The 21,219-nt window shown below is 71.1% G+C and carries 16 protein-coding genes and 2 tRNA genes; 6 read left to right on the forward strand and 12 right to left on the reverse strand.

What is annotated here, in order from left to right; genetic code table 11:
- Positions 1–79 precede the first annotated feature (79 nt).
- Positions 80–1,147 carry a helix-turn-helix transcriptional regulator gene (locus tag AB0H28_RS12535; protein WP_358037847.1) on the reverse strand — a complete coding sequence of 356 codons (1,068 nt, stop codon included), beginning with the start codon at positions 1,145–1,147 and terminating at the stop codon, positions 80–82.
- A gap of 581 nt (positions 1,148–1,728) precedes the next feature.
- Here AB0H28_RS12535 and AB0H28_RS12540 point away from each other — a divergent pair.
- The 5 genes from AB0H28_RS12540 (at position 1,729) to AB0H28_RS12560 (ending at position 3,989) form a co-directional block, all read left to right on the forward strand.
- A complete protein-coding gene (locus AB0H28_RS12540; protein ID WP_358037849.1) occupies positions 1,729–1,857 on the forward strand; it encodes a hypothetical protein in 129 nt (42 codons plus the stop codon).
- A complete protein-coding gene (locus tag AB0H28_RS12545; RefSeq protein WP_358038234.1) occupies positions 1,854–2,141 on the forward strand; it encodes a helix-turn-helix transcriptional regulator in 288 nt (95 codons plus the stop codon). Before AB0H28_RS12540 ends, AB0H28_RS12545 begins: the two co-directional genes overlap by 4 nt.
- Positions 2,087–2,398 (forward strand): hypothetical protein, encoded by a 312-nt coding sequence (locus AB0H28_RS12550; protein WP_358037852.1) that lies wholly within the window; start codon positions 2,087–2,089, stop codon positions 2,396–2,398. Before AB0H28_RS12545 ends, AB0H28_RS12550 begins: the two co-directional genes overlap by 55 nt.
- Positions 2,399–2,586: 188 nt before the next feature.
- Complete coding sequence (locus AB0H28_RS12555) at positions 2,587–3,378, forward strand: hypothetical protein (protein WP_358037855.1); 792 nt, start codon at positions 2,587–2,589, stop codon at positions 3,376–3,378.
- 113 nt (positions 3,379–3,491) lie between these two features.
- Positions 3,492–3,989, forward strand: coding sequence for a DUF5956 family protein (locus AB0H28_RS12560; protein ID WP_358037858.1), 498 nt, complete (start codon positions 3,492–3,494; stop codon positions 3,987–3,989).
- Positions 3,990–4,891: 902 nt separating this feature from the next.
- On the opposite strand, the gene AB0H28_RS12565 is transcribed toward AB0H28_RS12560, so the two are convergent.
- The 4 genes from AB0H28_RS12565 to AB0H28_RS12580 all read right to left on the reverse strand — a co-directional run bounded on the left by AB0H28_RS12565 (position 4,892) and on the right by AB0H28_RS12580 (position 8,688).
- Positions 4,892–4,968, reverse strand: a tRNA-Ile gene (locus AB0H28_RS12565).
- Between the two features lie 120 nt (positions 4,969–5,088).
- A complete protein-coding gene (locus AB0H28_RS12570) occupies positions 5,089–6,321 on the reverse strand; it encodes an FAD-dependent oxidoreductase (protein WP_358037861.1) in 1,233 nt (410 codons plus the stop codon).
- Positions 6,314–8,449, reverse strand: coding sequence for an MMPL family transporter (locus tag AB0H28_RS12575; protein ID WP_358037864.1), 2,136 nt, complete (start codon positions 8,447–8,449; stop codon positions 6,314–6,316). The genes AB0H28_RS12570 and AB0H28_RS12575 overlap by 8 nt, the downstream gene beginning before the upstream one ends.
- A 166-nt stretch (positions 8,450–8,615) precedes the next feature.
- Positions 8,616–8,688 (reverse strand) — tRNA-Asn (locus AB0H28_RS12580).
- 194 nt (positions 8,689–8,882) lie between these two features.
- Here AB0H28_RS12580 and AB0H28_RS12585 point away from each other — a divergent pair.
- Positions 8,883–9,266, forward strand: a complete 384-nt coding sequence (locus tag AB0H28_RS12585) for a hypothetical protein (RefSeq protein WP_358037867.1) — start codon at positions 8,883–8,885, stop codon at positions 9,264–9,266.
- Positions 9,267–9,436: 170 nt separating this feature from the next.
- Here the strand turns inward: AB0H28_RS12585 and AB0H28_RS12590 are convergent, their stop codons facing one another.
- The 7 genes from AB0H28_RS12590 to AB0H28_RS12620 all read right to left on the reverse strand — a co-directional run bounded on the left by AB0H28_RS12590 (position 9,437) and on the right by AB0H28_RS12620 (position 20,990).
- The gene (locus AB0H28_RS12590; RefSeq protein ID WP_358037870.1) at positions 9,437–10,444 is read right to left on the reverse strand and encodes a sugar phosphate isomerase/epimerase family protein; all 1,008 of its coding nucleotides are present in this window, start codon (positions 10,442–10,444) and stop codon (positions 9,437–9,439) included.
- Positions 10,445–10,616: 172 nt separating this feature from the next.
- A complete protein-coding gene (locus tag AB0H28_RS12595; protein ID WP_358037873.1) occupies positions 10,617–12,713 on the reverse strand; it encodes a lectin in 2,097 nt (698 codons plus the stop codon).
- Positions 12,714–12,723: 10 nt separating this feature from the next.
- Positions 12,724–15,561, reverse strand: coding sequence for an RICIN domain-containing protein (locus AB0H28_RS12600; protein WP_358037875.1), 2,838 nt, complete (start codon positions 15,559–15,561; stop codon positions 12,724–12,726).
- Between the two features lie 392 nt (positions 15,562–15,953).
- On the reverse strand, positions 15,954–17,180 hold the full coding sequence (locus AB0H28_RS12605) for a Gfo/Idh/MocA family oxidoreductase (protein WP_358037878.1): 1,227 nt from the start codon (positions 17,178–17,180) through the stop codon (positions 15,954–15,956).
- A gap of 20 nt (positions 17,181–17,200) precedes the next feature.
- Positions 17,201–18,244, reverse strand: coding sequence for a substrate-binding domain-containing protein (locus tag AB0H28_RS12610; protein ID WP_358037881.1), 1,044 nt, complete (start codon positions 18,242–18,244; stop codon positions 17,201–17,203).
- Between the two features lie 89 nt (positions 18,245–18,333).
- Positions 18,334–19,419, reverse strand: a complete 1,086-nt coding sequence (locus tag AB0H28_RS12615; protein WP_358037884.1) for an ABC transporter permease — start codon at positions 19,417–19,419, stop codon at positions 18,334–18,336.
- Entirely contained in the window at positions 19,416–20,990 is a 1,575-nt protein-coding gene (locus AB0H28_RS12620) for a sugar ABC transporter ATP-binding protein (RefSeq protein ID WP_358038237.1), read from the reverse strand. The genes AB0H28_RS12615 and AB0H28_RS12620 overlap by 4 nt, the downstream gene beginning before the upstream one ends.
- Between the last annotated feature and the right edge of the window lie 229 nt (positions 20,991–21,219).

Below are 21,219 nucleotides of genomic sequence, written 5' to 3' on the forward strand. Positions count from 1 at the left end.
CGGGCTCACACCGGGCTCACGTTAGGCCCCCACGCCGGTCGGCTGAGTGCTCTCAGCCGCAGTGAGCTCCGCCTCGCTGTCAGGCTCGCTCGACCTCGCGCAGCATCAGCGCGAGGCTCTGTGACCGCCGCTCGGCCGGAAGCGCGTCCCAAGCCCGCCGGGCGTACATGACGCCGCCAGCCTTGTCGCCGGCCTTTGCCATCGTCAGCCCCCGATGTAGCTCGATGTGCGTCGCGAAGCGCGGGAGCCCTGCCGGCCGTGTCCGGTCGGCTTCCTCTTGAGCCTCGCTTCCAGGTTCCGGCATCCCCAAACGGGCGTACAGCATGCTACGGAAGGTCGCCATACGCCATGGCGGAACGGCGGTGTCGGAGATTTCGCCGTCCGGTGACGCGACGTGATCGAAGACGCGCCGCGCTTCGGTGTCAAGCGCGATCGCGCCGGCCTGGTTGCCGCGCCCCGCCGCGACGTGCGCGCCGGCCATGAGGGCCTGGACGCGGCCGAGCGAGGGCCGGTCGGACAGGGCTAGGGCCTGGTCGGCGTACCGCCGGGCCGTTGGAAGCGCCGCGCCTTCGTAGGCGAGTGCGATAGCTGCCCGGCCCCGAACCCACACGCGGACTCCAAGGTCGTGGGACCGGTCCGCCGCCGTTGCCGCCAGGTCGTACCAACGGATCGCTTCAGCCGGGTTGGCTGTGGTTTTCCCATAGGTGACAAGGGCTCTCGCGGCGTGCGACCACATGTGCGGCGTGTCGAGATGCTGTTGAAGGATCACGAGGTCATTCGCAAGTCTGACCTGGAGAACGGCCGCTCCTACAGCCATGTAGTCCCGGCCGTACTGGTCAACCCGCTCGCGCCAGTCTTCCTCGGCCCCTCGGCCATCAAGTGCGGCGGTAAAGCCAGCACGGATGAGTTCTCCAGCAACGACCGGACCCACGACGCCGGCTGCGAGCCCGAGTACTTGTCGGCGGTTCACGTCACCCTCCCCGAGCGCCCGCGCATAGGCGAGCACGATGTCAGGGGTCGCGGCCCTCCGTCCTGCCTCCACGTTGCTCAGGTGCGAAGCCGAGTAGCACGAGCGGGCCGCCACCGAGGCCAGCGTCACGCCGGCCTCGGTACGAGCCTGCCGCAACTGCGCGCCTAGGTCGTCCACGGGGTCCCCCTGTTGAAAGCCTCTGAAAGCATCGACCTCCTTCCGAGCGTAGTCCGCTGATTGCAGGCTGAGACCAGACGGCCGACGCGACGGGAGGTAGAGCAACGTGCCTCGATGGAAGTGGTTTCGGCGCAAGCAGCACCCCGGAGATGTCTCAGAGCGCTCGGCGCGTGGGCAATGTAGCGGTCTACATGTCGGCCGCGTCCGTTCAGCGCCCGGCTGGAACGGTCCCACAATGCTGCTAAATGATCGGCCCTTGCTGACGCGGGGTGGCATGTGGCGGGCTGATCAGACGGGCCGCCGGTCATGTGGAGATCGGCGGTGAACGTGGGAACGCCGCTGCCTGAACCCCCGTTCGCCGTGATGATGGCGGGTTTCGTCGTTGGCTTCCATCACCGAAATGCGTGCTCTCGGTGCCAGCCGGACGGCAGTTGTGCTCGGCTCAGTCGCGCGGGCGAAACGCTGCTGGCGTGGAGAGCCAGGAACGGGCAGACGGCCGGCTCAGTGGTGGCGCGTACCGCTGCGGAGTACGCGCCGGCTCGGCCGCCGGGTCGTCTGTCTCATGAGGGCGGTAGGCGGCGGTGACCCTTTCTGTGGTGGCCGTGCTCGCCGCTCCTCAGCGCCTGGAGGTGGTCACGTTGCAGGTGGTGGCGGACTCACGCCGGGTGTTGGGCGTGCTCTGGCGGAGTCGCGGCGGTCGGCGGTGGTGACACAGGAGCGGTTGGCGCTCTTGGTGCGGCGGTCGCGCAGCAGCATCGCCAACATCGAGGTAGGGCGCCAGGTCGCGCCACGCGAGTTCTGGATGGCCTGTGCCGTGGCGTTGGGATGCGAGGGTGCGTTGCTGGCCGCGTGGGGCCGCACGGACGCTCTGGCGCGTCGGCTGAGGGAGCAGAAGAAGGAAGCGCAGATTCGGCAGATCCTCGCCCAGCCGCCTTCTGGATGTGTCTGTCGGGAGCTGCATCGGCTGTTGGCAGAGTCGGGGTGGCCGTCGTGACGCGCCGGCCGCATTCGCCGCTTCGGCCGATCTGGCTGTGTCGTGCCTGCGGCCATCCATGGCCGTGTGGGGACGCGAAGCTTGCGCTCTTGAGTGAGTACGAACGGAACAGGGTGAGCCTGTTCGTGTACCTGGCCGGGACGCTTTGTGATGCGGCGGACGACCTCGCCAAGCTGCGCGCAGACGTGCCGAGTGCGAACGAGCTGTTCGATCGCTTTTTGGGGTGGCCGAAGTTACAAGAGAGGGAGCGAAGCTAGGCGGACCAAACAGGCCGAACGTGATTTCACCGCCGGGTCCGATTTCGCCCATGCGGCAATTCCGCCTTGCATATATTGATTGATGTTGATGGGTGTCAGTAAAGCGACAAAGCATTGGTTGACGGTTCTAGATTTCGCAAGAATTCTCAGGACCGCATTAACCGGCGGTTTGTGTGAGAGGAGAAAGCGTGAACGTCCGTAGTCTCAGAAGGGGCGGCGCAATCGTCGCCGGCCTTCTCACTGTCGTGCTCGGCGTCACGACGGTGGAAGCTCCGGCGGTGGCCGGCGCGAGCGGGAAGAACACCTACGACGGCGCTCAGAAGGTGCTCGCGCCGTGCATCGCGCTGGCCATGCAGCAGAAGTCGCCGGAATGGGTCTGCACGAGCGCCGGCCTGGCCAGCACCCGCCGTGACCCCAACGGCACCCACGTCACCACCTTCACGCCCGTCGCCGCGACGATCGCCCCGGCCCCCGATCCCGTGTCGGTCCTCGCGGACGACTACGACACCTGGTGCGAGAGCAGCGGCACCTGTCACCGGGTCATCGACGCCTCGCGCTACATCGGCGAGACGAAGGGCAACGCCACCTACGGCGACAGCAACGGGGTTATCGGCAGTTTCGACGTGATCATCCGCAACAGCCTCCAGGGTCGGCGCGGCCGGTGGACCGTCTCCCTGATCTGGGACTACGGCCCGTCGCTGACCTTCAGCGACTCCCGGATCAACTGCTACGAGGTCATCGACAACTGGCCGGACGCCGACTGCGGCGACCACGCTCTCTACCCGGGCCGAATCAGTGGCACGAACTGGCGCTGGAACAGCTCGACTCTCTACGGCAACTTCCTGGTCAACCCCAAGCCGTACTACGCGGCCTTCAACACCGACTTCACCCCCGGCGGCTACTCCGTGCGCACGCTGCCCCCGCTGGAGACGGCGCGCTTCAAGTGCTACGGGTCGACCGCCGACCCCTGCAAGTTCTGATCCTGTCCGGTCCGAAGTCGTACCATCACAGGTGAATGCGGATGTGTGACCACGGTCCCGACCTCTCCCCGGGGAGGTCGGGACCGTGCCGTAGCAAGCCTCGGAGGAGCAGCATGGGCGACACCAGCGCCGCACCGAACGCCTGGGGCACGGCCGCGCCGTTCCCCGGTTCACCGCCGGACATCACCGAGCGCCGCCACGCCATCCACACTCCTGATGGCAGGTACTGGGAGCTGAGCGCTTCCGGCTGGGATGCCATGCTCGGCTACCTCGCCGACCCCTCCACCCTGGCGCGGCTCCCTGAAACCCGGCAACACCAAGTGGAGGTGAAGATCATCGACCGCGCAGGAGAGCGTACGTCCTTCGAGCCACGCACGGCCGATGATCAAGAGATCATCGATGAGGCCGCGAACTCGTTCCTACGCGATGTGGGATTGCCGGAGCGGCCGGCTGGCTATCGCTGGTTCCAACGCCTACCCGACGACCTCACCGTCAGAGATATCGATGAAGCGGTCTACGAGGCGATCAAGCACCTACCCCTTGACCACCACCCCGCCGAGGCGGTACCGGCCATCCGTGCGGCCCTCGCAGAGCTGTACACCGGCCGATGAGGCGGCGACGGGGCCACCGTGACCGGCATGGGTGAGCCTCGAAGAGTGCAGCGCCACTGGAACCCCGACCTGACGGAGGCGGCACGGAACAGCGTATCGGCGTCCCTCGTCCGGGGCCACGGCACCATCTATGTGAGTCTGAGCGGGGCCGGTGAACGGGAGCGCCACACGGTCTGGCGCGCTACGTGGGTGGACCCCTTCGACGAGGCTGGCGACAACGCGGAGGCTGTTGGTATCGCCACACGGGCGGGCAGCCGGGAGGAGGTCTTGTCCTGGGTTCGCTCTCTGCCGGCGGCAACCGTGCTCCTGGTCGATCCGGATGAGGTGTGGGTGCCTCTGCCCGCGAACGATGATGACGTGGTGCTCCACGGTCCCAAGCATCGGAATCATGCGCCGTCCGCGACCGGGCGCCCCTGACAGGCCGGTCGTCTCATGAGGTGCCTGCAAAAAACTAGAAGAATTTTCGTTGATCAAGGCACTTTTTCGCGATTCGCGGTCCCTTCTTGGTAGGTGAAGGCTCCTCTGTACGCGGCGAGGTATCAGCCGGGAAGGAGTGAAGATCACCGACGCCGGGTGTGCGCCTTCAAATGGGAAGGGCTTGATCCTGGCGGGCATCGCGGTGCCCTGCCACGACACTCGGGGGCAAGCCGGCTTGCCGGCGCGGCAGCACGTCAAAGCCGGCCCCGGTGATGCCGGCAGCATCGGCGGGGGCGGGTAGTCGGGCGGCGTGGTCTCGGTGGTGCTCGTCGTAGGGCTCACGGCGGTCGGCTCGTGGTGGCTGTCCGTCGTGCACTCGGATGAGCCGGCGTCGGCGTAGCGCGGCGGCGGTGTTCGGCCCTGCCTGGTGGCGTTACGCGTGGTGCTCTGCTCGCGCAGCTTCCCCGCGTCGTCCACGTATGTGCTGGTGGGGCGGGCGGGGTTCGAACCCGCGACCGAGGGATTATGAGTCCCCTGCTCTAACCGGCTGAGCTACCGCCCCGTCACCGCGCCGGATCGTAACCCCCCGATCGATCTCCGGCCACCACCGACCCGGCGGCAACGCCGCCCGCGACAGCACGATGGGCAACGCGAGAATAACAGCGCGCAGCCGCTCTCCGGCTCAGCCCCGCAGGTCGTCCAGCACCGCGCCGGCAGTACGCCAACCGCTCGCCAGCGCCCCCTGGATGGACGGGCTGTCCCGGTGGTCGCCGGCGACGAACAGGCCGTCGCCGAGCGCGACCGGCTTGCGCAGCCGGCCCTGCGGCGGCGGGGCGGCCGGCAGCGCGTCCGGCACCGTGACGGTGGTGAGGTGGGTCCAGTCGGCGGTGGAGCGGCCGTAGAGGCGGTCCAGTTCGCGCCGGATCACCGGCTCGGGCGGGGCCTGCGGGCCGACGACGGAGGTGGCGACCAGGTGCTGGCCGGCCGGCGCGTACGTGGGCGCGGCGTTGCTGATCACCACCGTGTTCGTGACCAGTTCCCGCCGGTCGCCGTCGAGCAGCAGGATCGGCTCGTTCAGCGGCGCCGAGTCGGTGCGGTGATAGTAGGTGGTGTAGGCGTGCATGCGTACCCGGTCGATCGTGGGCAGCAGCGTGGCCGCCGCGGGCGGGTCGGCGGCGACCACGACGGCGCGGCAGGTGATCTCGCCGCCTTCGGTGCGGACCCGGCCGGGAGCGACGTCGGTGACCGGCGTGCGCAGGGCGATCAGGTCGGCGGGCAGCGGTGCGGCGACGGCCTGGGGCAGCGCGGCCATGCCCCGCGCGGGCAGGCCGATCCGGCCGCGGGCGAACGAGCGCAGGATGACCGCGAACACGTGGCTGGAGGTGGCCAGCTCGCGGTCGAGCAGCACGCCGGCGAGGAACGGCCGGAGCAGTTCCTCGATGATCGCGGCGGAGAGCCCGGCCCGGCGCAGCGCCGTCTCGGTGCTGGTCTCCGGCGCGGTGAGCAGCCGCCCGACGGGCACCGTGGCGCAGCCGGCGGCGAGCGCGGCCAGGCGCAGCCGGTCGCGCAGCGAGCCGACCCCGGCGGTCAGCGCGCTGGGCGCGCCGGTGGGTTCGCGCAGCGGGTTGACCAGCCGTGCCAGCCGGTCGCCGCGGCGCACCAGCACTCCGGAGGTGAACCAGCCCAGGTCGAGGGCGTCGAGGTCGAGCAACGTGCCGAGTCGGGGGTAGGCGGTGTTGAGCACCTGGAAGCCGCGGTCCAGCAGGAAGCCGTCGACCTCGTCGGTGGCGACCCGGCCGCCGAGCCGGTCGCCGGCTTCCAGCAGCCGCCAGGGCACGCCGGCGCGGTGCAACCGGCGGGCGGCGGCGAGCCCGGCCAGGCCGCCGCCGACGATCACCACGTCGGTGTCAGGCACGGTCCACCCCCGCTCCGGCGCGGTCGCCGTCGCGGTGCGACTTCGACAGGCGGCTCGGCCACCACACCTTGGGCCCGATGTCGTACGCGAGCGCGGGCACCAGCAGCGAGCGGACCACGATGGTGTCGAGCAGCACCCCGGCGGCGACCGCCACGCCCAACTCCACCAGCACGACCAGCGGCAGGACGGCGAGCGCGGAGAACGTGGCGGCGAGCACGATGCCGGCGGAGGTGATGACGCCGCCGGTGACCGCCAGGCCGGTGAGCACCCCGGCCCGGGTGCCGCGCCGCACCGATTCCTCGCGGACCCGGCTCATCAGGAAGATGTTGTAGTCGATGCCGAGCGCGACCAGGAACACGAACGCGAACAGCGGGAACGACTGGTCGACGCCGGGGAAGTCGAAGACGTACGTGAAGAGCAGCGCGCAGAGGCCGAGCGTGGCCAGGAACGACAGCACCACGGTGGCGATCAGCAGCACCGGGGCGACCAGGGCGCGCAGCAGCAGCGCCAGGATGATCGCGATGACCAGCAGCACCACCGGGATGATGACGTTGCGGTCGCGGACGGAGGCGTCGGCGGTGTCGACGTTGATGGCGGTGAAGCCGCCGACGACGGCGTCCGCGCCGGGCACCGCGTGCACGGCCTCGCGCAGGTTGCGGATGGTCCGTTCGGCGCCGTTGCTGTCGGGCGGATCGGTGAGCGTGACGTTGAGCTGCACCCGGCCGTCGACCACCTTCGGCGGCGCGTCGGGATCCGGTGGCGCGTTCTGACCCTGTTGGCCGAGCGGCGCCACCGAGGCGACGCCCTCGACGCCCCGCGCTACCTGGGCGACCCGCTGCGCGGCGGCCTGCGCGGTGAAGATGGTGGCCGGGCTGCCGGTGCCGGCCGGGAAGTGCCTGTCGATGACCTCCTGGCCGGCGACCGACTCGGTGCGCTGGGTGAAGAGCTGGGACTGGCCGAGGGTGGTGGCGCCGAGCTGGGTCACCCCGATCGCGAGCGCGGCCAGGACCACCGCGGTGACGATCCAGACGGTACGCGCGCGGCGCGCCACGAAGCCGGCGATCCGCCCCCAGATGCCGTGCTCGGTGCGGGGGTCGGCGTCGTCGTGCCGGGGTCGCCGGGGCCAGAACGCCCACCGGCCGCCGAGCATCAGCAGGGCGGGCAGGAAGGTCAGCATCACCAGCAGGGTGGCGGCGATGCCGACGGCGCTGACCGGGCCGAGCGCCCGGTTGGAGTTGAGGCTGGACAGCAGCAGGCAGAGCAGGCTGACGATGACCGTGGCGCCGGAGGCGATGATGGCCGGGGCAGCGCCCTTCCAGGCGGCCTTCATGGCGTCCCAGGGGCGTTCGTGCCGGTGCAGTTCCTCGCGGTAGCGGGCGATGAGCAGCAGCGCGTAGTCGGTGCCGGCGCCGAAGACGAGCACGGTGAGGATGCCCTGCGCCTGCCCGTTGAGCTTCACCACGTCGTGCTTGGCGAGCAGGTAGACGAAGACGGCGGCCAGCGAGTATGACATTCCGGCGGCCAGCAGCGGGAAGATCCAGAGCACCGGGCTGCGGTAGACGATCAGCAGGATGACCAGCACCACGACCAGGGTGACCAGCAGCAGCGGGCCGTCGATGGCGGAGAACACCTCGATCAGGTCGCCGAGCAGGCCGGCCGGGCCGGCGACGTCGACGGTCAGCCCGTCCCGGTCCGGGCCGGCGATGTTCCGCAGTTCGTCGACGACGCCGCGGATCTGTTCCCCCTCGGCGCTGTCGATCGGCACGATGATCTGGGCGGCCTGCTTGTCCTGGCTGACGATCGGCGGGGGCAGCGGGCCGATGACGCCGGGCACCTGGGCGAAGCGGGCCGCGTCGGCCTGGATCCGCTGCTGGTCGGCGGGGGTGAGGCCGCCGGTGCGCTCGTAGACCACCAGCGCCGGAACGGTCTCGCGGTCGACGAAGCCGGCGGCGAGGTCCTGGGCGCGGGTGGCTTCGGCGTCGGCCGGGAGGAAGGAGGCGTTGTCGTTGGTGGCGACGTCGCCGAGCTTGCCGGCGTAAGGGCCGGCGACGCCGCCGACGATCAGCCAGCCGAGCACCACGGCCACCGCGATCAGCGTCGCGGTCCAGCGGCTGCGTCCTGCCGTCATCTCCACCACCTTCGAATCGACGCACACATCGACGCAGCGGGAGTCTAGGCCGACCGGGACCATCCTGCCTCTCGAACCGGCGTGCCGGGCGGAAACCGGGCGGCCGTGCGCAGGGCGACGAGAAACGCCCGCCGGCGTGGCCGGCGGGCGTGTGGTCGGAGCGAAGCTCCCCCGATTGGACTCGAACCAATAACCTGCCGGTTAACAGCCGGCTGCTCTGCCAATTGAGCTACAGGGGACCGTGCACCGCTCGGCTCGGATCTCCCCGTGCCGTGCGACGGGAAAAGAATACAGGACATCGGGGGGTGGCGCGCCAGTGGGTTGCCGGCACCCCAGAATCGGGATAAATCGTCATCTCCGCACCGGGAGGCATGAGCTGAGAGGAGGATGGGTAGTTAGCCACCAACAGAGTTCAGGTACGAAAGGAGCCGCCATGCGCGGAAAGATGATGTTTCTTGGCGGGCTGGCAGCGGGATTCGTCCTGGGCGCCCGCGCCGGCCGGGAGAAGTACGAGGAGCTGGTGGTCCGCGGGCGCAAGGTGCTCGACCACCCGACCGTCCAGGAGGCGGCCGGCGTCGCGCAGGCCCAGGCGACCCGGCTCTACTCCGAGGGCAAGGACAAGCTCGGGCAGAGCAAGCTCGGCGAGAAGATCTCCACCGGCAACGGCAACAAGTCGGGGCTGACCGACGCCGACAAGCCGTTCGCCGGCACGCCGGCGGCCGTCGGCAGCAAGACCGGCACCACCGGTACGAGCGCGACCGGCTCGACCACCACCGGCACCAGCACCAAGCCGAACGGCACGAGCAGCACCCTCTGACATCAGCGGACAGCGGGCCGGACACCCTCGGGTGACCGGCCCGCTTCCGTACGCCCGTCCCGCACGTTCCCGGCCCGTCCCTCGACGCACCCGGGGCACGACGCGACCGGGGCAGCGTCCGCCGCAGCCGTTCCTCGGCCGGCACGGTTCCCGCGCCGGCCGAGGGGTGCTCAGTCGCGGGTGCTGAAGGCGGCGTCGAAGGCGGCGGTGGGGGCGTCGAAGGCCAGGCGGCGGACGAACTGGAGTGCCTCCGGTGCGCCGACCAGGCGGTCCATGCCGGCGTCCTCCCACTCGATCGAGATCGGGCCGTCGTAGCCGATCGCGTTCAACGCCCGGAAGCAGTCCTCCCACGGCACGTCGCCGTGGCCGGTGGAGACGAAGTCCCAGCCGCGTCGCAGGTCGGCCCAGGGCAGGTGGGAGGAGAGCCGGCCCCGCCGGCCGTCGCCGGTGCGGACCTTCGCGTCCTTGCAGTCCACGTGGTAGATCCGGTCGGCGAAGTCGAGGATGAAGTTGACCGGGTCCAGCTCCTGCCAGACGAAGTGCGACGGATCCCAGTTGAGCCCGAACGCCGGCCGGTGGCCGATCGCCTCCAGGGTCCGCTTCGTGGTCCAGTAGTCGTACGCGATCTCGCTGGGGTGCACCTCGTGCGCGAAGCGCACGCCCTCGGCGTCGAAGACGTCCAGGATCGGGTTCCACCGGTCGGCGAAGTCCTGGTAGCCGCGCTCGATCATGGCCGGCGGCACCGGGGGGAACATCGCCAGCGTGTGCCAGATGGACGACCCGGTGAACCCGACCACGGTCCGTACGCCGAGCTTCGCCGCCGCCCGCGCGGTGTCCTTCATCTCCTCCGCGGCGCGGCGGCGCACCCCCTCCGGCTCGCCGTCGCCCCAGATCCGGCCCGGCAGGATGTCCTGGTGCCGCTCGTCGATCGGGTGGTCGCAGACCGCCTGCCCGACCAGATGGTTGGAGATGGTGAAGACCTGGAGGTTGTGCTTGGCCAGCGTGTCCCGCCTGCGCTCGACGTAGGAGTCGTCGGCGAGCGCCTTGTCGACCTCGAAGTGGTCGCCCCAGCAGGCGATCTCCAGGCCGTCGTACCCCCACTCGGCGGCGAGCCGGCAGACCTCGTCGAACGGAAGATCGGCCCACTGGCCGGTGAAGAGCGTGATGGGTCGCGCCATTGTCCTTCTCCCCTGTCGTGATGGGGGATTCCGTCGCGGACCGGGGCGAGGGTGACCGGGAACGGCGACGGCTCGGCACCGGTGGACGCCGGAGCGTCTGCGCCCGACGGGTTGCGCCTCCCACCGGGTCACCGGCCACCTCGCGGTCGCCGTCCCCACTCTATGGCCTACCTCACGGCAGGGTCCAGCGTTGGTTGGCGGCCCCGATGCAGGTCCACAGGTGCACCGGGGTGCCGTCGGCGGAGTTGTTGCCGGAGACGTCCAGGCACTTGCCGGACTGCGGGTTGCGCACCGTGCCGTCGGCCTGCGCCGACCAGTTCTGCGCACCGGTGCCGTTGCACGTCCACAACTGGATCTTCGTACCGTCCGCGCTCGCCCCACCGGAGACGTCCAGGCACTTGCCCAACGCCTTCACCGGCCCGTTCGACGTCACGGTCCACGACTGGGCCGACGTGCCGTTGCAGGTGTAGAGCTGGACCTGCGTCCCGTCCGCCGTCCCCGCACCCCGCACGTCCAGGCACTTGCCGGCCAGTCCCCGCACCGCACCGGTCCCGCCGGTGCCGGTCGGGCGGACCAGCGTGAAGTCGTCCACGTCGAACAGGCCGGAGCCGCTGCCGGTGAACGTCAGGTAGACCGTCTGCGGCCCCGACGGCACCCCGCTCAACGTGGTGGAGACGTCGGCGAAGGTGGTCCAGCCGCCGGTGTTGGGCACCGCCACCTGGCCGAGCACCGGGCCGGTCGGCGAGCCGGTGCGCACCTGCACCGTGCCGCCCGGGCCGCCGGAGACCACCCGGGCCCGCAACGACGTCACCGCCGTCAGGTCCAGGCCCTGGTAGGCGGCCCAGTCGCCCGGGTCGACGTACCCCAGGGTCTGCCCGCCGTTCGCGCCGGCCTTGGGGTACGCGCTGACGCCGCTGGCCGCGCTGAACGCCTCGGCCTGCACGGTGGTGGCGCCGGTCGGCGGCGGGGTGCCGCCCAGTTCCTTGATCCGGATGTTGCGGAACGACACGTCGTCGCCGGCGCCGTGGTTCTGGATGCCGACGTGCCCGGCGAGCGACCGCACCGGGTCGGTGTTGGTGAAGTCGTTGATCCGGACGCCGTTGAGGAAGACCTGGAGCCGTTCGCCCTCGACCAGGATCTCGTAGGTGTTCCACTCCCCCGCCGGGTTCAGCGCCGCGTCCCGGGCCGCCAGGTCCGCGGACTTGAACCCGTAGATCGCCCCGGTGGTCCGATCGGCCGTGTCGGTAGGGTCGATCTGCACCTCGTAGCCGTTGTTCACCGCCGAGTTCGGGTCGCTCGACGGCGGGAAGCCGACGAACACCCCGGAGTTGTCGTCGCCGGCGAGCCGCCAGTCCAGCTTGAGCGAGTAGTTGGTGAACTGCTTCGCGCCGTACCAGTAGAGGCCCATGCCGCCGACCGAGGTGAGCGTGGCGTCGGTGTTGGTGAAGCTGCCCGGCCCGGCCTGGGACCAGCCTGCGGTGCCGCCGTCGTAGAGCGCGGTGTAGCCGGTCTCCGGCCGGCAGTCGGCCCTCGTGCGCCCGGCGGCGTAGCGGATGCCGCCGAGCAGGTGGGCCCGGAACGCCGGCTCGGCGTACGACGCCTGGGTGTGCCCGCCGCCGGTGTAGAAGGACCGGCCGCCGCCGTAGGACTTGCACCAGGCGTGCGGGTGGTCGCCACCCATCGAACCACCGGAGTAGGTCGACTCGTCGAGGCTGGCCAGCACGCGCGCGGTGGAGCGGGCGTTGGTGCGGTAGTCGTACCACTCGTCGGTGCGGGTCCACCGCTGCGGCAGGTGTGCGGTGGCCGCGTGGGCCCGGTCCGCCACCTGGACGGTGGCCGGCTGGATCGCCGGGTGGGACGCGAACCAGGCGCCGACCAGGTTGCCGTAGAACGGCCAGTCGTACTCGGTGTCGGCGGCCGAGTGCACGCCCACGTATCCGCCGCCGCCGCCGATGTACGTCTCGAACGCGGCCTGCTGGCTCGCGTTGAGCACGTCACCGGTGGTGTTGAGGAAGATCACCGCTTCGAAGCGGGCCAGGTTGGCGGTGGTGAACTGGGCGGCGTCCTCGGTCGCGGTGACGGTGAAGTTGTTCGCCGCCCCCAGGTCCCGCACGGCCTGCGTGCCGACCGCGATGGAGTCGTGCCGGAAGCCGGCGGTCTTGGAGAAGACCAGCACGTCGTAGGGGGCGTCGGCGGCGCTGGCCGGGGTGCCGGCGCTGGTGGCGGCCACGACGGCCACCGCCACCAGCGCGGTGCGCAGGAGTCTCATCGGTCATTCCTCACGGTAGGGTCCAGCGCTGGTTGGCGGCCCCGATGCAGGTCCACAGGTGCACCGGGGTGCCGTCGGCGGAGTTGTTGCCGGAGACGTCCAGGCACTTGCCGGACTGCGGGTTGCGCACCGTGCCGTCGGCCTGCGCCGACCAGTTCTGCGCACCGGTGCCGTTGCACGTCCACAACTGGATCTTCGTACCGTCCGCGCTCGCCCCACCGGAGACGTCCAGGCACTTGCCCAACGCCCTGACGGTCGAGTTGGGCGTCACCGTCCACGACTGCGCCCCGGTGCCGTTGCAGGCGTACAGCTGGACCTGGGTCCCGTCCGCGGTCGCCGCGTTGCGCACGTCCAGGCACTTGCCGGCCAGCCCTTTCACCTGCCCGGTCCGCACGGTCGAGGTGGTGAACGTGAACGCGTCCAGGTCGTAGAGCGCCCCGGCGCCGCCGGCGAACGTCAGGTAGAGCGTGGTGGTGCCGGCCGGCGGGTTGGTGATGGTGCCGGTGACCGTGGTGAACGAGTCCCAGGCGCCGGTGACCGGGACGGTGGCCGAGCCGAGCACCGTGCCGGTGGCCGAGCCGGCCCGCACCTGGAGCGTGCCGCCCGCGCCGGCCGAGGAGACCCGGGCGCTGAACCCGGTGGCGTCGGCGAGCAGGTACGGCTGGAACGCGATCCAGTCCCCGTTGTGGATGTCGCCGACGGTCTTGCCGCCCTCGGCGGTGCCCTTGTCGAACGTGTTGATCCCGGACGAGGTCTTGAAGTGCTCGGCCTGCCGGTGCCGGGGCTGGAGCGTGTGCTGGGTGTGGGTGGTGAGGCCGCCGGCGTCGGTGTACTCGGCGTCGAAGATGGCGAAGATGTTCGCCGCGTCGTCGTGCTCGCCGTCGACCGGGATGGCGATCGAGCCGGTGCAGCCGGTGGCCGAGGTGATCTGGTGGCCGTGCTGGTCGTGACCGAGCACGTAGGTCATCTTGACCTTGGTGCAGTCGATCGTGCCGTCCTCCGGGTCGGTGACGGTGATCCGGAACGGCACCGTGTCGCCGAAGGAGAACAGTTTGCCGTTGCCGGGCGTGGCGACGGCCACCGTCGGCGCGGTGTTGCCCACGGTGATCGTCACGCTTGCGGTGCCGGTGGCGCCCTGCGGGTCGCGGACGGTGAGCGTGGCGGTGTAGCGACCGTTGGCGGTGTAGGTGTGCGACGGGTTGGCCGCGGTGGAGGTGCCGCCGTCGCCGAACGCCCAGGCGTACGTCAGCGCGCCCCCCTCCGGGTCGGCCGAGCCGGCCGAGGAGAACGTGACGGCCAGCGGCGCGGCGCCGGAGGTCTTGTCGGCGGCGGCCCGGGCCACCGGGGCGCGGTTGCCGCCACCCAGATAGTCGAAGCGGTACAACGCCGAGTTGGCGTCGCCGTTGAAGTAGCCGGTGCCGTAGTCGAGCACGTAGTAGGCGCCGTCCGGGCCGAACGCCGAGTCCATCACCTGCTTCCCGGTCCAGGGGAAGCTGTCGATGCCGCCGGGTGAGCCGTCCGCGTCGAGGTGGATCGGCTTGATCCAGCCGCGGCCGAACTCGGTGGCGAAGAACTGCCCGTCGAAGGACTGCGGAAACTTGGTGGTGGACGGGTTGGCCGCGTCGTAGCGGTAGACCGGGCCGCCCATCGGCGACTCGGAGCCGCCGCCGAACTCGCTCGGGCTCCCGGCGTCGCCGCCGTACCGGATCCAGGCCGGTTTCGCGCCGGGCAGCGTCGCCAGGCCGGTGTTGCGGAACGAGTTGTTCGTCGGGCCGGCGGCGCAGGCGAACTTCGGGCCCGCCGTGCCGGTGGCGAAGTCCCATTCGGCGTACGTCTCGGCGGCGGTGTTGGTGCCGGTGCAGTACGGCCAGCCGTAGTTGCCCGGCCCGGTGACCCGGTCGAACTCGACCTGGCCGGACGGTCCGCGCGCCGAGGTGGTGCCGGCGTCCGGGCCGTAGTCGCCGACGTAGACGATGCCGGTGGCCTTGTCGACGCTCATCCGGAACGGGTTGCGGAAGCCCATCGCGTAGATCTCCGGACGGGTCTTCGCGGTGCCGGGCGCGAAGAGGTTGCCGCTGGGGATCGAGTACGTGCCGTTGGCGTTGACCTTGATCCGCAGGATCTTGCCGCGCAGGTCGTTGGTGTTGCCGGCGCTGCGCTGCGCGTCGTACCCGGGGTTGCGGTTGGTGCGCTCGTCGATCGGCGCGTAGCCGGCGGAGTCGAACGGGTTGGTGTCGTCGCCGGTGGAGAGGTAGAGGTTGCCGGCGGCGTCGAAGTCGATGTCGCCGCCGACGTGGCAGCACAGTCCCCGGTCGGCCGGCACGTCGAGCACGTCGACCTTGCTGGCCTGGTTGAGCGTGAAGTCGGCGTTGAGGGTGAACCGGGAGAGCCGGTTGACGCCCTGCCAGGCGGAGAAGTCGGTGCCGGTGGCCGGCGCGTCCCCGGCCGGGGTGGACAGCGGCGGCGCGTAGTAGAGGTAGATGTGCCGGTTGGCGGCGAAGCCGGGGTCGACGCCGACGCCCTGCAACCCCTCCTCGTCGTGGGTGTAGACGGCCAGGGTGCCGACGACCGTGGTGGTGCCGGCGGCGTCGGTGCGGCGCAGCGTGCCGTTGCGGGCGGTGTGCAGGACCGAGCGGTCGGGCAGCACCGCGAGCGACATCGGCTCGCCGGTCTCGGCGACGCCGCGGGCGAGTTCGACCTGCTGGAAGTCGCTCGCCGGGATGGGGTGGGCGGACGCCGGGACGGGCGTCGTGGCCAGGGTGACCGGGCCGGCGGTGGCGGCGAGCAGCAGCGCCGCGCCGGCGGCGAGTCGTCGTCGGGCGGGTGGGTGGTGGGGGTGGCTGGACATGCTGTGCAGTCCTTCCTGACGCGCGCAGCCAGGACCGGGCGCGCGCCGCGCCGGATGCCGAAGGGGGAAGCTGGTGCTGGGCCCGACATTAAGACCTTTCGATCAGAGTGTCCATAGCTTCTGATCGATCGGCATTTACTTTTGACGTTTGACGACAAAAGTCAGGCAGCGTGGGCACACCCACCACGTCCCCGGTCGGTGCCGGTCCACCGGTGCGGCCGGGGAATCCCGGTCCGGCCGCACCGGAGGGCCGTGCTTGTCGTGCCGGCCGGAGGTCCCGGCGGCACGTTCCCCGGAGCCGGCCTCGTCCCCGCCGCGGGGCGCAACCGCGGTGGGCCCTCGCCGGCCGGCGCCGGACGGGTGGTGGCGGCGCTCCCGCGCCGCGCGGGGTGTTAAGCGGGGCCCCCTGCTCTGCCGGAGGCGTTAAGCGGGGCCCCCTCCTTCACCTCGACCCAGGTGGCGGCTGCGGCGGAGCGGGAGACCGCGTCGAGCACGAGCTGCACCTGGAGCGCGTCGGCGAACGACGGTGTCGGGTCGGCGCCGGTGACGACCGCCTCGACGAAGTCGCGCGCCTGGTGGGTGAAGGAGTGCTCGTAGCCGATGAGATGGCCCGGCGGCCACCACGCGCCCAGGTACGGGTGCTCCGGCTCGGTCACCAGGATCCGGTTGAAGCCCTGCTCGGCGGCGGGCCGGGTGGCGTCGAGGAACTCCAGTTCGTTGAGGCGTTCCAGGTCGAACGCGACGCTGCCGCGCGAGCCGTTGATCTCGACTCGGAGGGCGTTCTTGCGGCCGGTGGCGAACCGGGTCGCCTCGTAGGTGGCGAGCCCGCCGCCGTCGAGCCGGGCCACGAAGACCGCCGCGTCGTCCACGGTGACCTCGCCCGTGCCCCGGCCGTTGCCGCCGGCCTGCGCGGCCAGGCCGCTCGACCCGGCCGGCAACGGCCGCTGCCGCACGAACGTCTCGGTGAGCGCGCTGACGCCGCTGATCAGTTGCCCGGTCACGTACTGGGTGAGGTCGATGATGTGCGCGCCGATGTCGCCCAGCGCACCGGAGCCCGCCCTGTCCTTCTGCAACCGCCAGACCAGCGGGAACTGCGGGTCGACGATCCAGTCCTGGAGATAGACCGCCCGGACGTGCCGGATCTCGCCGAGCCGCCCGTCGGCGACGAGCTGCCGCATCAGGGCGACCGCGGGCACCCGCCGGTAGTTGAAGCCGCACATCGCGCGTACCCCGGACTCCCGGGCCCGGGCGGCGGCGGCCGTCATCTCCCGGGCCTCGGCGACGGTGTTGGCGAGCGGCTTCTCGCACAGCACGTGCTTGCCCGCGGCCAGCGCGGCCAGCGCGATCTCGCCGTGGCTGTCCCCCGGCGTGCAGATGTCGACCACGTCGATCTCGTCGGACTCGACGAGTCGCCGCCAGTCGGTGGTGTGCCCGTCCCAGCCGAGCCGGTCGGCGGCCTCGGCCACCTTCGGTTCGTCCCGGCCGCAGACGAGCGTCATCCGCACCCGTGCCGGCAGGTCGAACACCCGGTTCACGGTGCGCCACGCCTGCGAGTGCGCGGCGCCCATGAACGCGTAGCCGACCATGCCGACCCGCAGGATGCTGTCGTGAGTGGACAAGGTGGGTCTCCCCCCGTGTGTCAGAACCCGAGCTTCAGGTAGTCGCCCGCGTTCTCCTTGGTGATCGTCTCGGAGGCGAGCACGATCTCCTTCGGCACCTGGAGTTCCACCAGGTCGGACATGCCCTTGCCCTGCCCGATCAGCCGGGCCAGGGAGATGGCCGAGGAGGCCATCGACGGGCTGTAGGTGACGGTGGCCTTGAGCACCGTGTTGTCGGCCGCGATGTCCTCCATGGCCTTCTTCGAGCCGGCGCCGCCGACCATGAAGAACTCCTTGCGGTTGGCCTGGTTGACGGCGGCCAGCACACCGATGCCCTGGTCGTCGTCGTGGTTCCAGACCGCGTCGATCTTCGGCAGCGCCTGGAACAGGCCGGTGGCGGCCTGCTGGCCGGAGTCCACGGTGAACTCGGCCGGCCGCCGGTTGGCCACCTTCAGGCCGTACGAGGCGAGCGTGTCGGCGAAGCCCTTGGAGCGTTCCTGGGTCAGCTCCAGCGACTCGATGCCGGGGATCTCGCCGATCACCGGGTTGCTCACGCCCTTCGCCTTGAGCTGCTCGGCGATGTAGGTGGCCGCGGCCACCCCCATGCCGTAGTTGTCGCCCTTGATCTGCAACCGGTAGGCGCGCGCGTCCGGGAAGGCCCGGTCCAGGTTGACCACCGGGATGCCGGCCTTCATCGCCTCCAGGCCGAACGCGTTGAGTTCCTTGCCGTCGTGCGGCAGCAGCACGATCACGTCCGGCTTCTGGGAGATCAGCGTGGACAGCGCCGCCCGCTGGGCCGCCGCGTCCGCGCCGGCCTCCACCGACTTGAGTTCCACGTCGCCGTACGCCCCGGCCTGCGCCTTGGCGTTGTTGGTGATGGCGGCGATCCAGCCGTGGTCGGCGGCCGGGGCGGAGAAGCCGACGGTCACCTTCTTGCCGGGTTCGGCGTTGCCGCCGGGCGCGGCGGCCTTGGTCTGCGCCTCGGTCGGGGACTGCTCGTTGCTAGTGCAGCCGGCGAGCAGCACCCCGGCGGAGACTGCGGCCCCGCCGAAGAGCAACCGGCGGCGTGACAGATCACGTGTCATGACGGCCTCCTGATGAGGTGGTGGGGTGGTTTCGGGTGCGGTGGGCCGGGCCACCGTCTGCTCGACGGTCGCCTGGTGGTGCGGTGGGGTCAGGTGGTGGTCGCCCGGTTGCGGGCGAGGAACTGGGTCAGGCTGCGGAACTGCACCTGCTGGACCAGGACGGCGGCGACGATGATGCCGCCCTTGACCATGTTCTGGGCCTCGGCGGACAGGTTGTTGATGGCGAACAGGTTGGTGATCGTGGAGAAGATGACCACCCCGAGCAGGGAGCCGATGATGGTGCCCCGCCCGCCGCTGAGCAGCGTGCCGCCGATGATCGCGGCGGCGATCGCGTCCAGCTCGTAGAGGTTTGCCATCGCCGCCTGGGCGGAGGTGGCCTGCGCGGTCAGCATGACCGCGGCGATGCCGCAGCAGAGGCCGGAGAGCGCGTAGAGGAGCACGGTGTGCCGGCGGACGTCGATGCCGGCGAGCCGGGCCGCCTCCGGGTTGCCGCCGACGGCCACCGTGCGGCGACCGAACGTGGTCCGGTTGAGCAGCACCCAGCCGGCCGCGACCACCGCCACCAGGATGAAGACCAGCAGCGGGATGCCGAGCACGTCGGTGGTGGCGATGCCGTTGATGAACGAACTGGTGGAGACCTGGGTCTGCTTGTCGGAGATCTCGGCGGCCAACCCGCGGGCGGCGACCAGCATGGCCAGCGTGGCGATGAACGGCACCAACCGCCCGTACGAGACGAGCAGCCCGTTGACCACGCCGACGGCCAGCCCGACGGTGAGCGCGGTGAAGATCATGCCTCCCGCGCCGTAGCTCTGGGTGGCGACGGTGGTGCACCAGACGCCGGCCAGCGCCACGATCGCGCCGACCGACAGGTCGATCCCACCCCCGATGATCACGAAGGTCATGCCGACGGTCACCACGCCGACCACGGAGGCGAGCTTGAGGATGGTCAACGTGTTGCCCCACACCCAGTTCGGGTCGCCGTAGAGGTCGGGGCGGGTCAGGACGCCGATGACCACCAGCACCACCAGGGTCGCCAGCAGGCCGAGGTTGCGCTTGGCGCCCTCCCCGCCGTCGCCGCGCCACCAGGACAGCCGGGGAGCCGCGTCGGCCTTGGCGGTCTCCGCCCGGTCCACCGGCGGCGACTGCGCGGGCAGGGCGGTGTCGGTATCGCTCATGCCGGTGCGCCTTCCATGAGGGACCCCGCCATGACGAGGTCGAGCACGGTGTTCTCGTCGAGTTCGCCGGCCGGGGCCTCCCGGACCACCCGGCCCTCCCGCATCACCAGCACCCGGTCGGCCAGGCCCAGCACCTCGGGCACCTCGCTGGAGACCAGCAGCACCCCGACGCCCCGGGCGGCCAGGTCCCGGATGACCTGGTAGAGCTCGGCCCGCGCGCCCACGTCCACGCCCCGGGTCGGCTCGTCGAGCAGCAGCAGCCGGGTGCCCCCGAGCAGCCACCGGCCGACCACCACCTTCTGCTGGTTGCCGCCGGAGAGGGTGCGCACCGGCCGGCGTACGTCCGCCGGCCGCAGCTCCAGCGAGGCGGCGACCCGGCCCGCCTCGGCCCGCTCCCGACCGGCGTCGGTGAAGCCGAGGCGGGCGTAGCGGCCGAAGGTGGCGAGCGTGACGTTGCGGTAGATCGGCTCGCCGAGCAACAACGCCTGGCTCTTGCGCTCCTCCGGCGCCATGCCCATGCCGGCCCGCACCGCCGCGCCCACGCTGCCGGGGCGCAGCGCCTTGCCGGCCAGCCGGACCGTCCCGGCGTGCGACCGGCGGGCCCCGAAGATCGTCTCCAGCAGCTCGGACCGGCCGGAGCCGACCAGCCCGGCGATCCCGACGATCTCCCCGGCCCGCACGCCGAGCGACACGTCGGCGAACTCGCCGTGCCGGGTCAGCCCGTCCACCCGCAGCAACTCCGCGCCGGTGCCGTCGTCGGCCGGGCGGCGCGGGAAGACGTACTCGATGGTCCGCCCGGTCATCCGGGCGACCAGGTCGCCGGTCGGGGTGTCGCGCGCCGGCAGGCTCGCCGCCGTGGTCCGGCCGTCCTTGAGTACGGTGACCCGGTCGCCGATCTCGCGGATCTCCTCCATCCGGTGCGAGATGTAGATGACCGCGATGCCCTGCGCGGTGAGTTCCCGGATGATCCGGAACAGGTTGCCCACCTCGTCGTGGGCCAGCACCGCGCTCGGCTCGTCCATGATGATCAGGCGGGCCTGGTGGGACAGCGCGCGGGCCATGCTGACGATCTGCTTGCCGGCCGCCGGCAGGTGCCGGACCAGCCGGCCGGGTGGGATCTCCGGGTGGCCGAGCCGGGCCAGGATCTCCCGGGTACGCCGGGCCAGGTGCCCACGCCGGACGAACCCGAGCCGGCGCGGCTCGTGGCCGAGGAACGTGTTCTCCGCCACCGACAGGTCGTCGACGAGGTCGAGTTCCTGGTAGATGGTGGCGATGCCGGCGCGCATGGCGGCCTGCGGGTTGGCGAACGCAGCCGGCCGGCCCCGCCACACCACCTCGCCGGCATCCGGCCGGTGCACCCCGGCCAGCACCTTGATCAGGGTGGACTTGCCGGCGCCGTTCTGCCCGAGCAGGCAGTGCACCTCGCCGGCCCGCACCTCGAGCTGCACGCCGTCCAGCGCGCGTACCCCGGGGAAGGTCTTGACCACGTCGCGCAGGCGCAGCACCACCTCGCCCGGGTCGGCCTCGTCGTTCGTGCTCACCTCGGGTTCCGCCCCGTTCCTCGCGCTCATGCGGGGCTTACCGGGCATGCCCTCACGGCCTTCGCTGCGCTCGGTGCGTTCGCTCATGCGGGGCTTACCGGGCATGCCCTCACGGCCCTCGCTGCGCTCGGTGCGTTCGCTCATGCGGGGCTTACCGGGCACGCCCTCACGGCCCTCGCTGCGCTCGGTGCGTTCGCTCATGCGGGGCTTACCGGGCACGCCCTCACGGCCCTCGCTGCGCTCGGTGCGTTCGCTCATG

The sequence above is a fragment of the Micromonospora sp. NPDC050980 genome (genome assembly GCF_040653835.1).
Taxonomy (GTDB): domain Bacteria; phylum Actinomycetota; class Actinomycetes; order Mycobacteriales; family Micromonosporaceae; genus Micromonospora.

What these genes read in the sequence shown, in the direction of transcription:
- AB0H28_RS12610 (WP_358037881.1), bottom strand. Translation starts at nt 18,244, where the DNA reads ATGACACGTGATCTGTCACGCCGCCGGTTGCTCTTCGGCGGGGCCGCA.
- AB0H28_RS12575 (WP_358037864.1), bottom strand. Translation starts at nt 8,449, where the DNA reads ATGACGGCAGGACGCAGCCGCTGGACCGCGACGCTGATCGCGGTGGCC.
- AB0H28_RS12550 (WP_358037852.1), top strand. Translation starts at nt 2,087, where the DNA reads ATGTGTCTGTCGGGAGCTGCATCGGCTGTTGGCAGAGTCGGGGTGGCC.
- AB0H28_RS12620 (WP_358038237.1), bottom strand. Translation starts at nt 20,990, where the DNA reads ATGAGCGCGAGGAACGGGGCGGAACCCGAGGTGAGCACGAACGACGAG.
- AB0H28_RS12560 (WP_358037858.1), top strand. Translation starts at nt 3,492, where the DNA reads ATGGGCGACACCAGCGCCGCACCGAACGCCTGGGGCACGGCCGCGCCG.
- AB0H28_RS12585 (WP_358037867.1), top strand. Translation starts at nt 8,883, where the DNA reads ATGCGCGGAAAGATGATGTTTCTTGGCGGGCTGGCAGCGGGATTCGTC.
- AB0H28_RS12590 (WP_358037870.1), bottom strand. Translation starts at nt 10,444, where the DNA reads ATGGCGCGACCCATCACGCTCTTCACCGGCCAGTGGGCCGATCTTCCG.
- AB0H28_RS12600 (WP_358037875.1), bottom strand. Translation starts at nt 15,561, where the DNA reads ATGTCCAGCCACCCCCACCACCCACCCGCCCGACGACGACTCGCCGCC.
- AB0H28_RS12595 (WP_358037873.1), bottom strand. Translation starts at nt 12,713, where the DNA reads ATGAGACTCCTGCGCACCGCGCTGGTGGCGGTGGCCGTCGTGGCCGCC.
- AB0H28_RS12615 (WP_358037884.1), bottom strand. Translation starts at nt 19,419, where the DNA reads ATGAGCGATACCGACACCGCCCTGCCCGCGCAGTCGCCGCCGGTGGAC.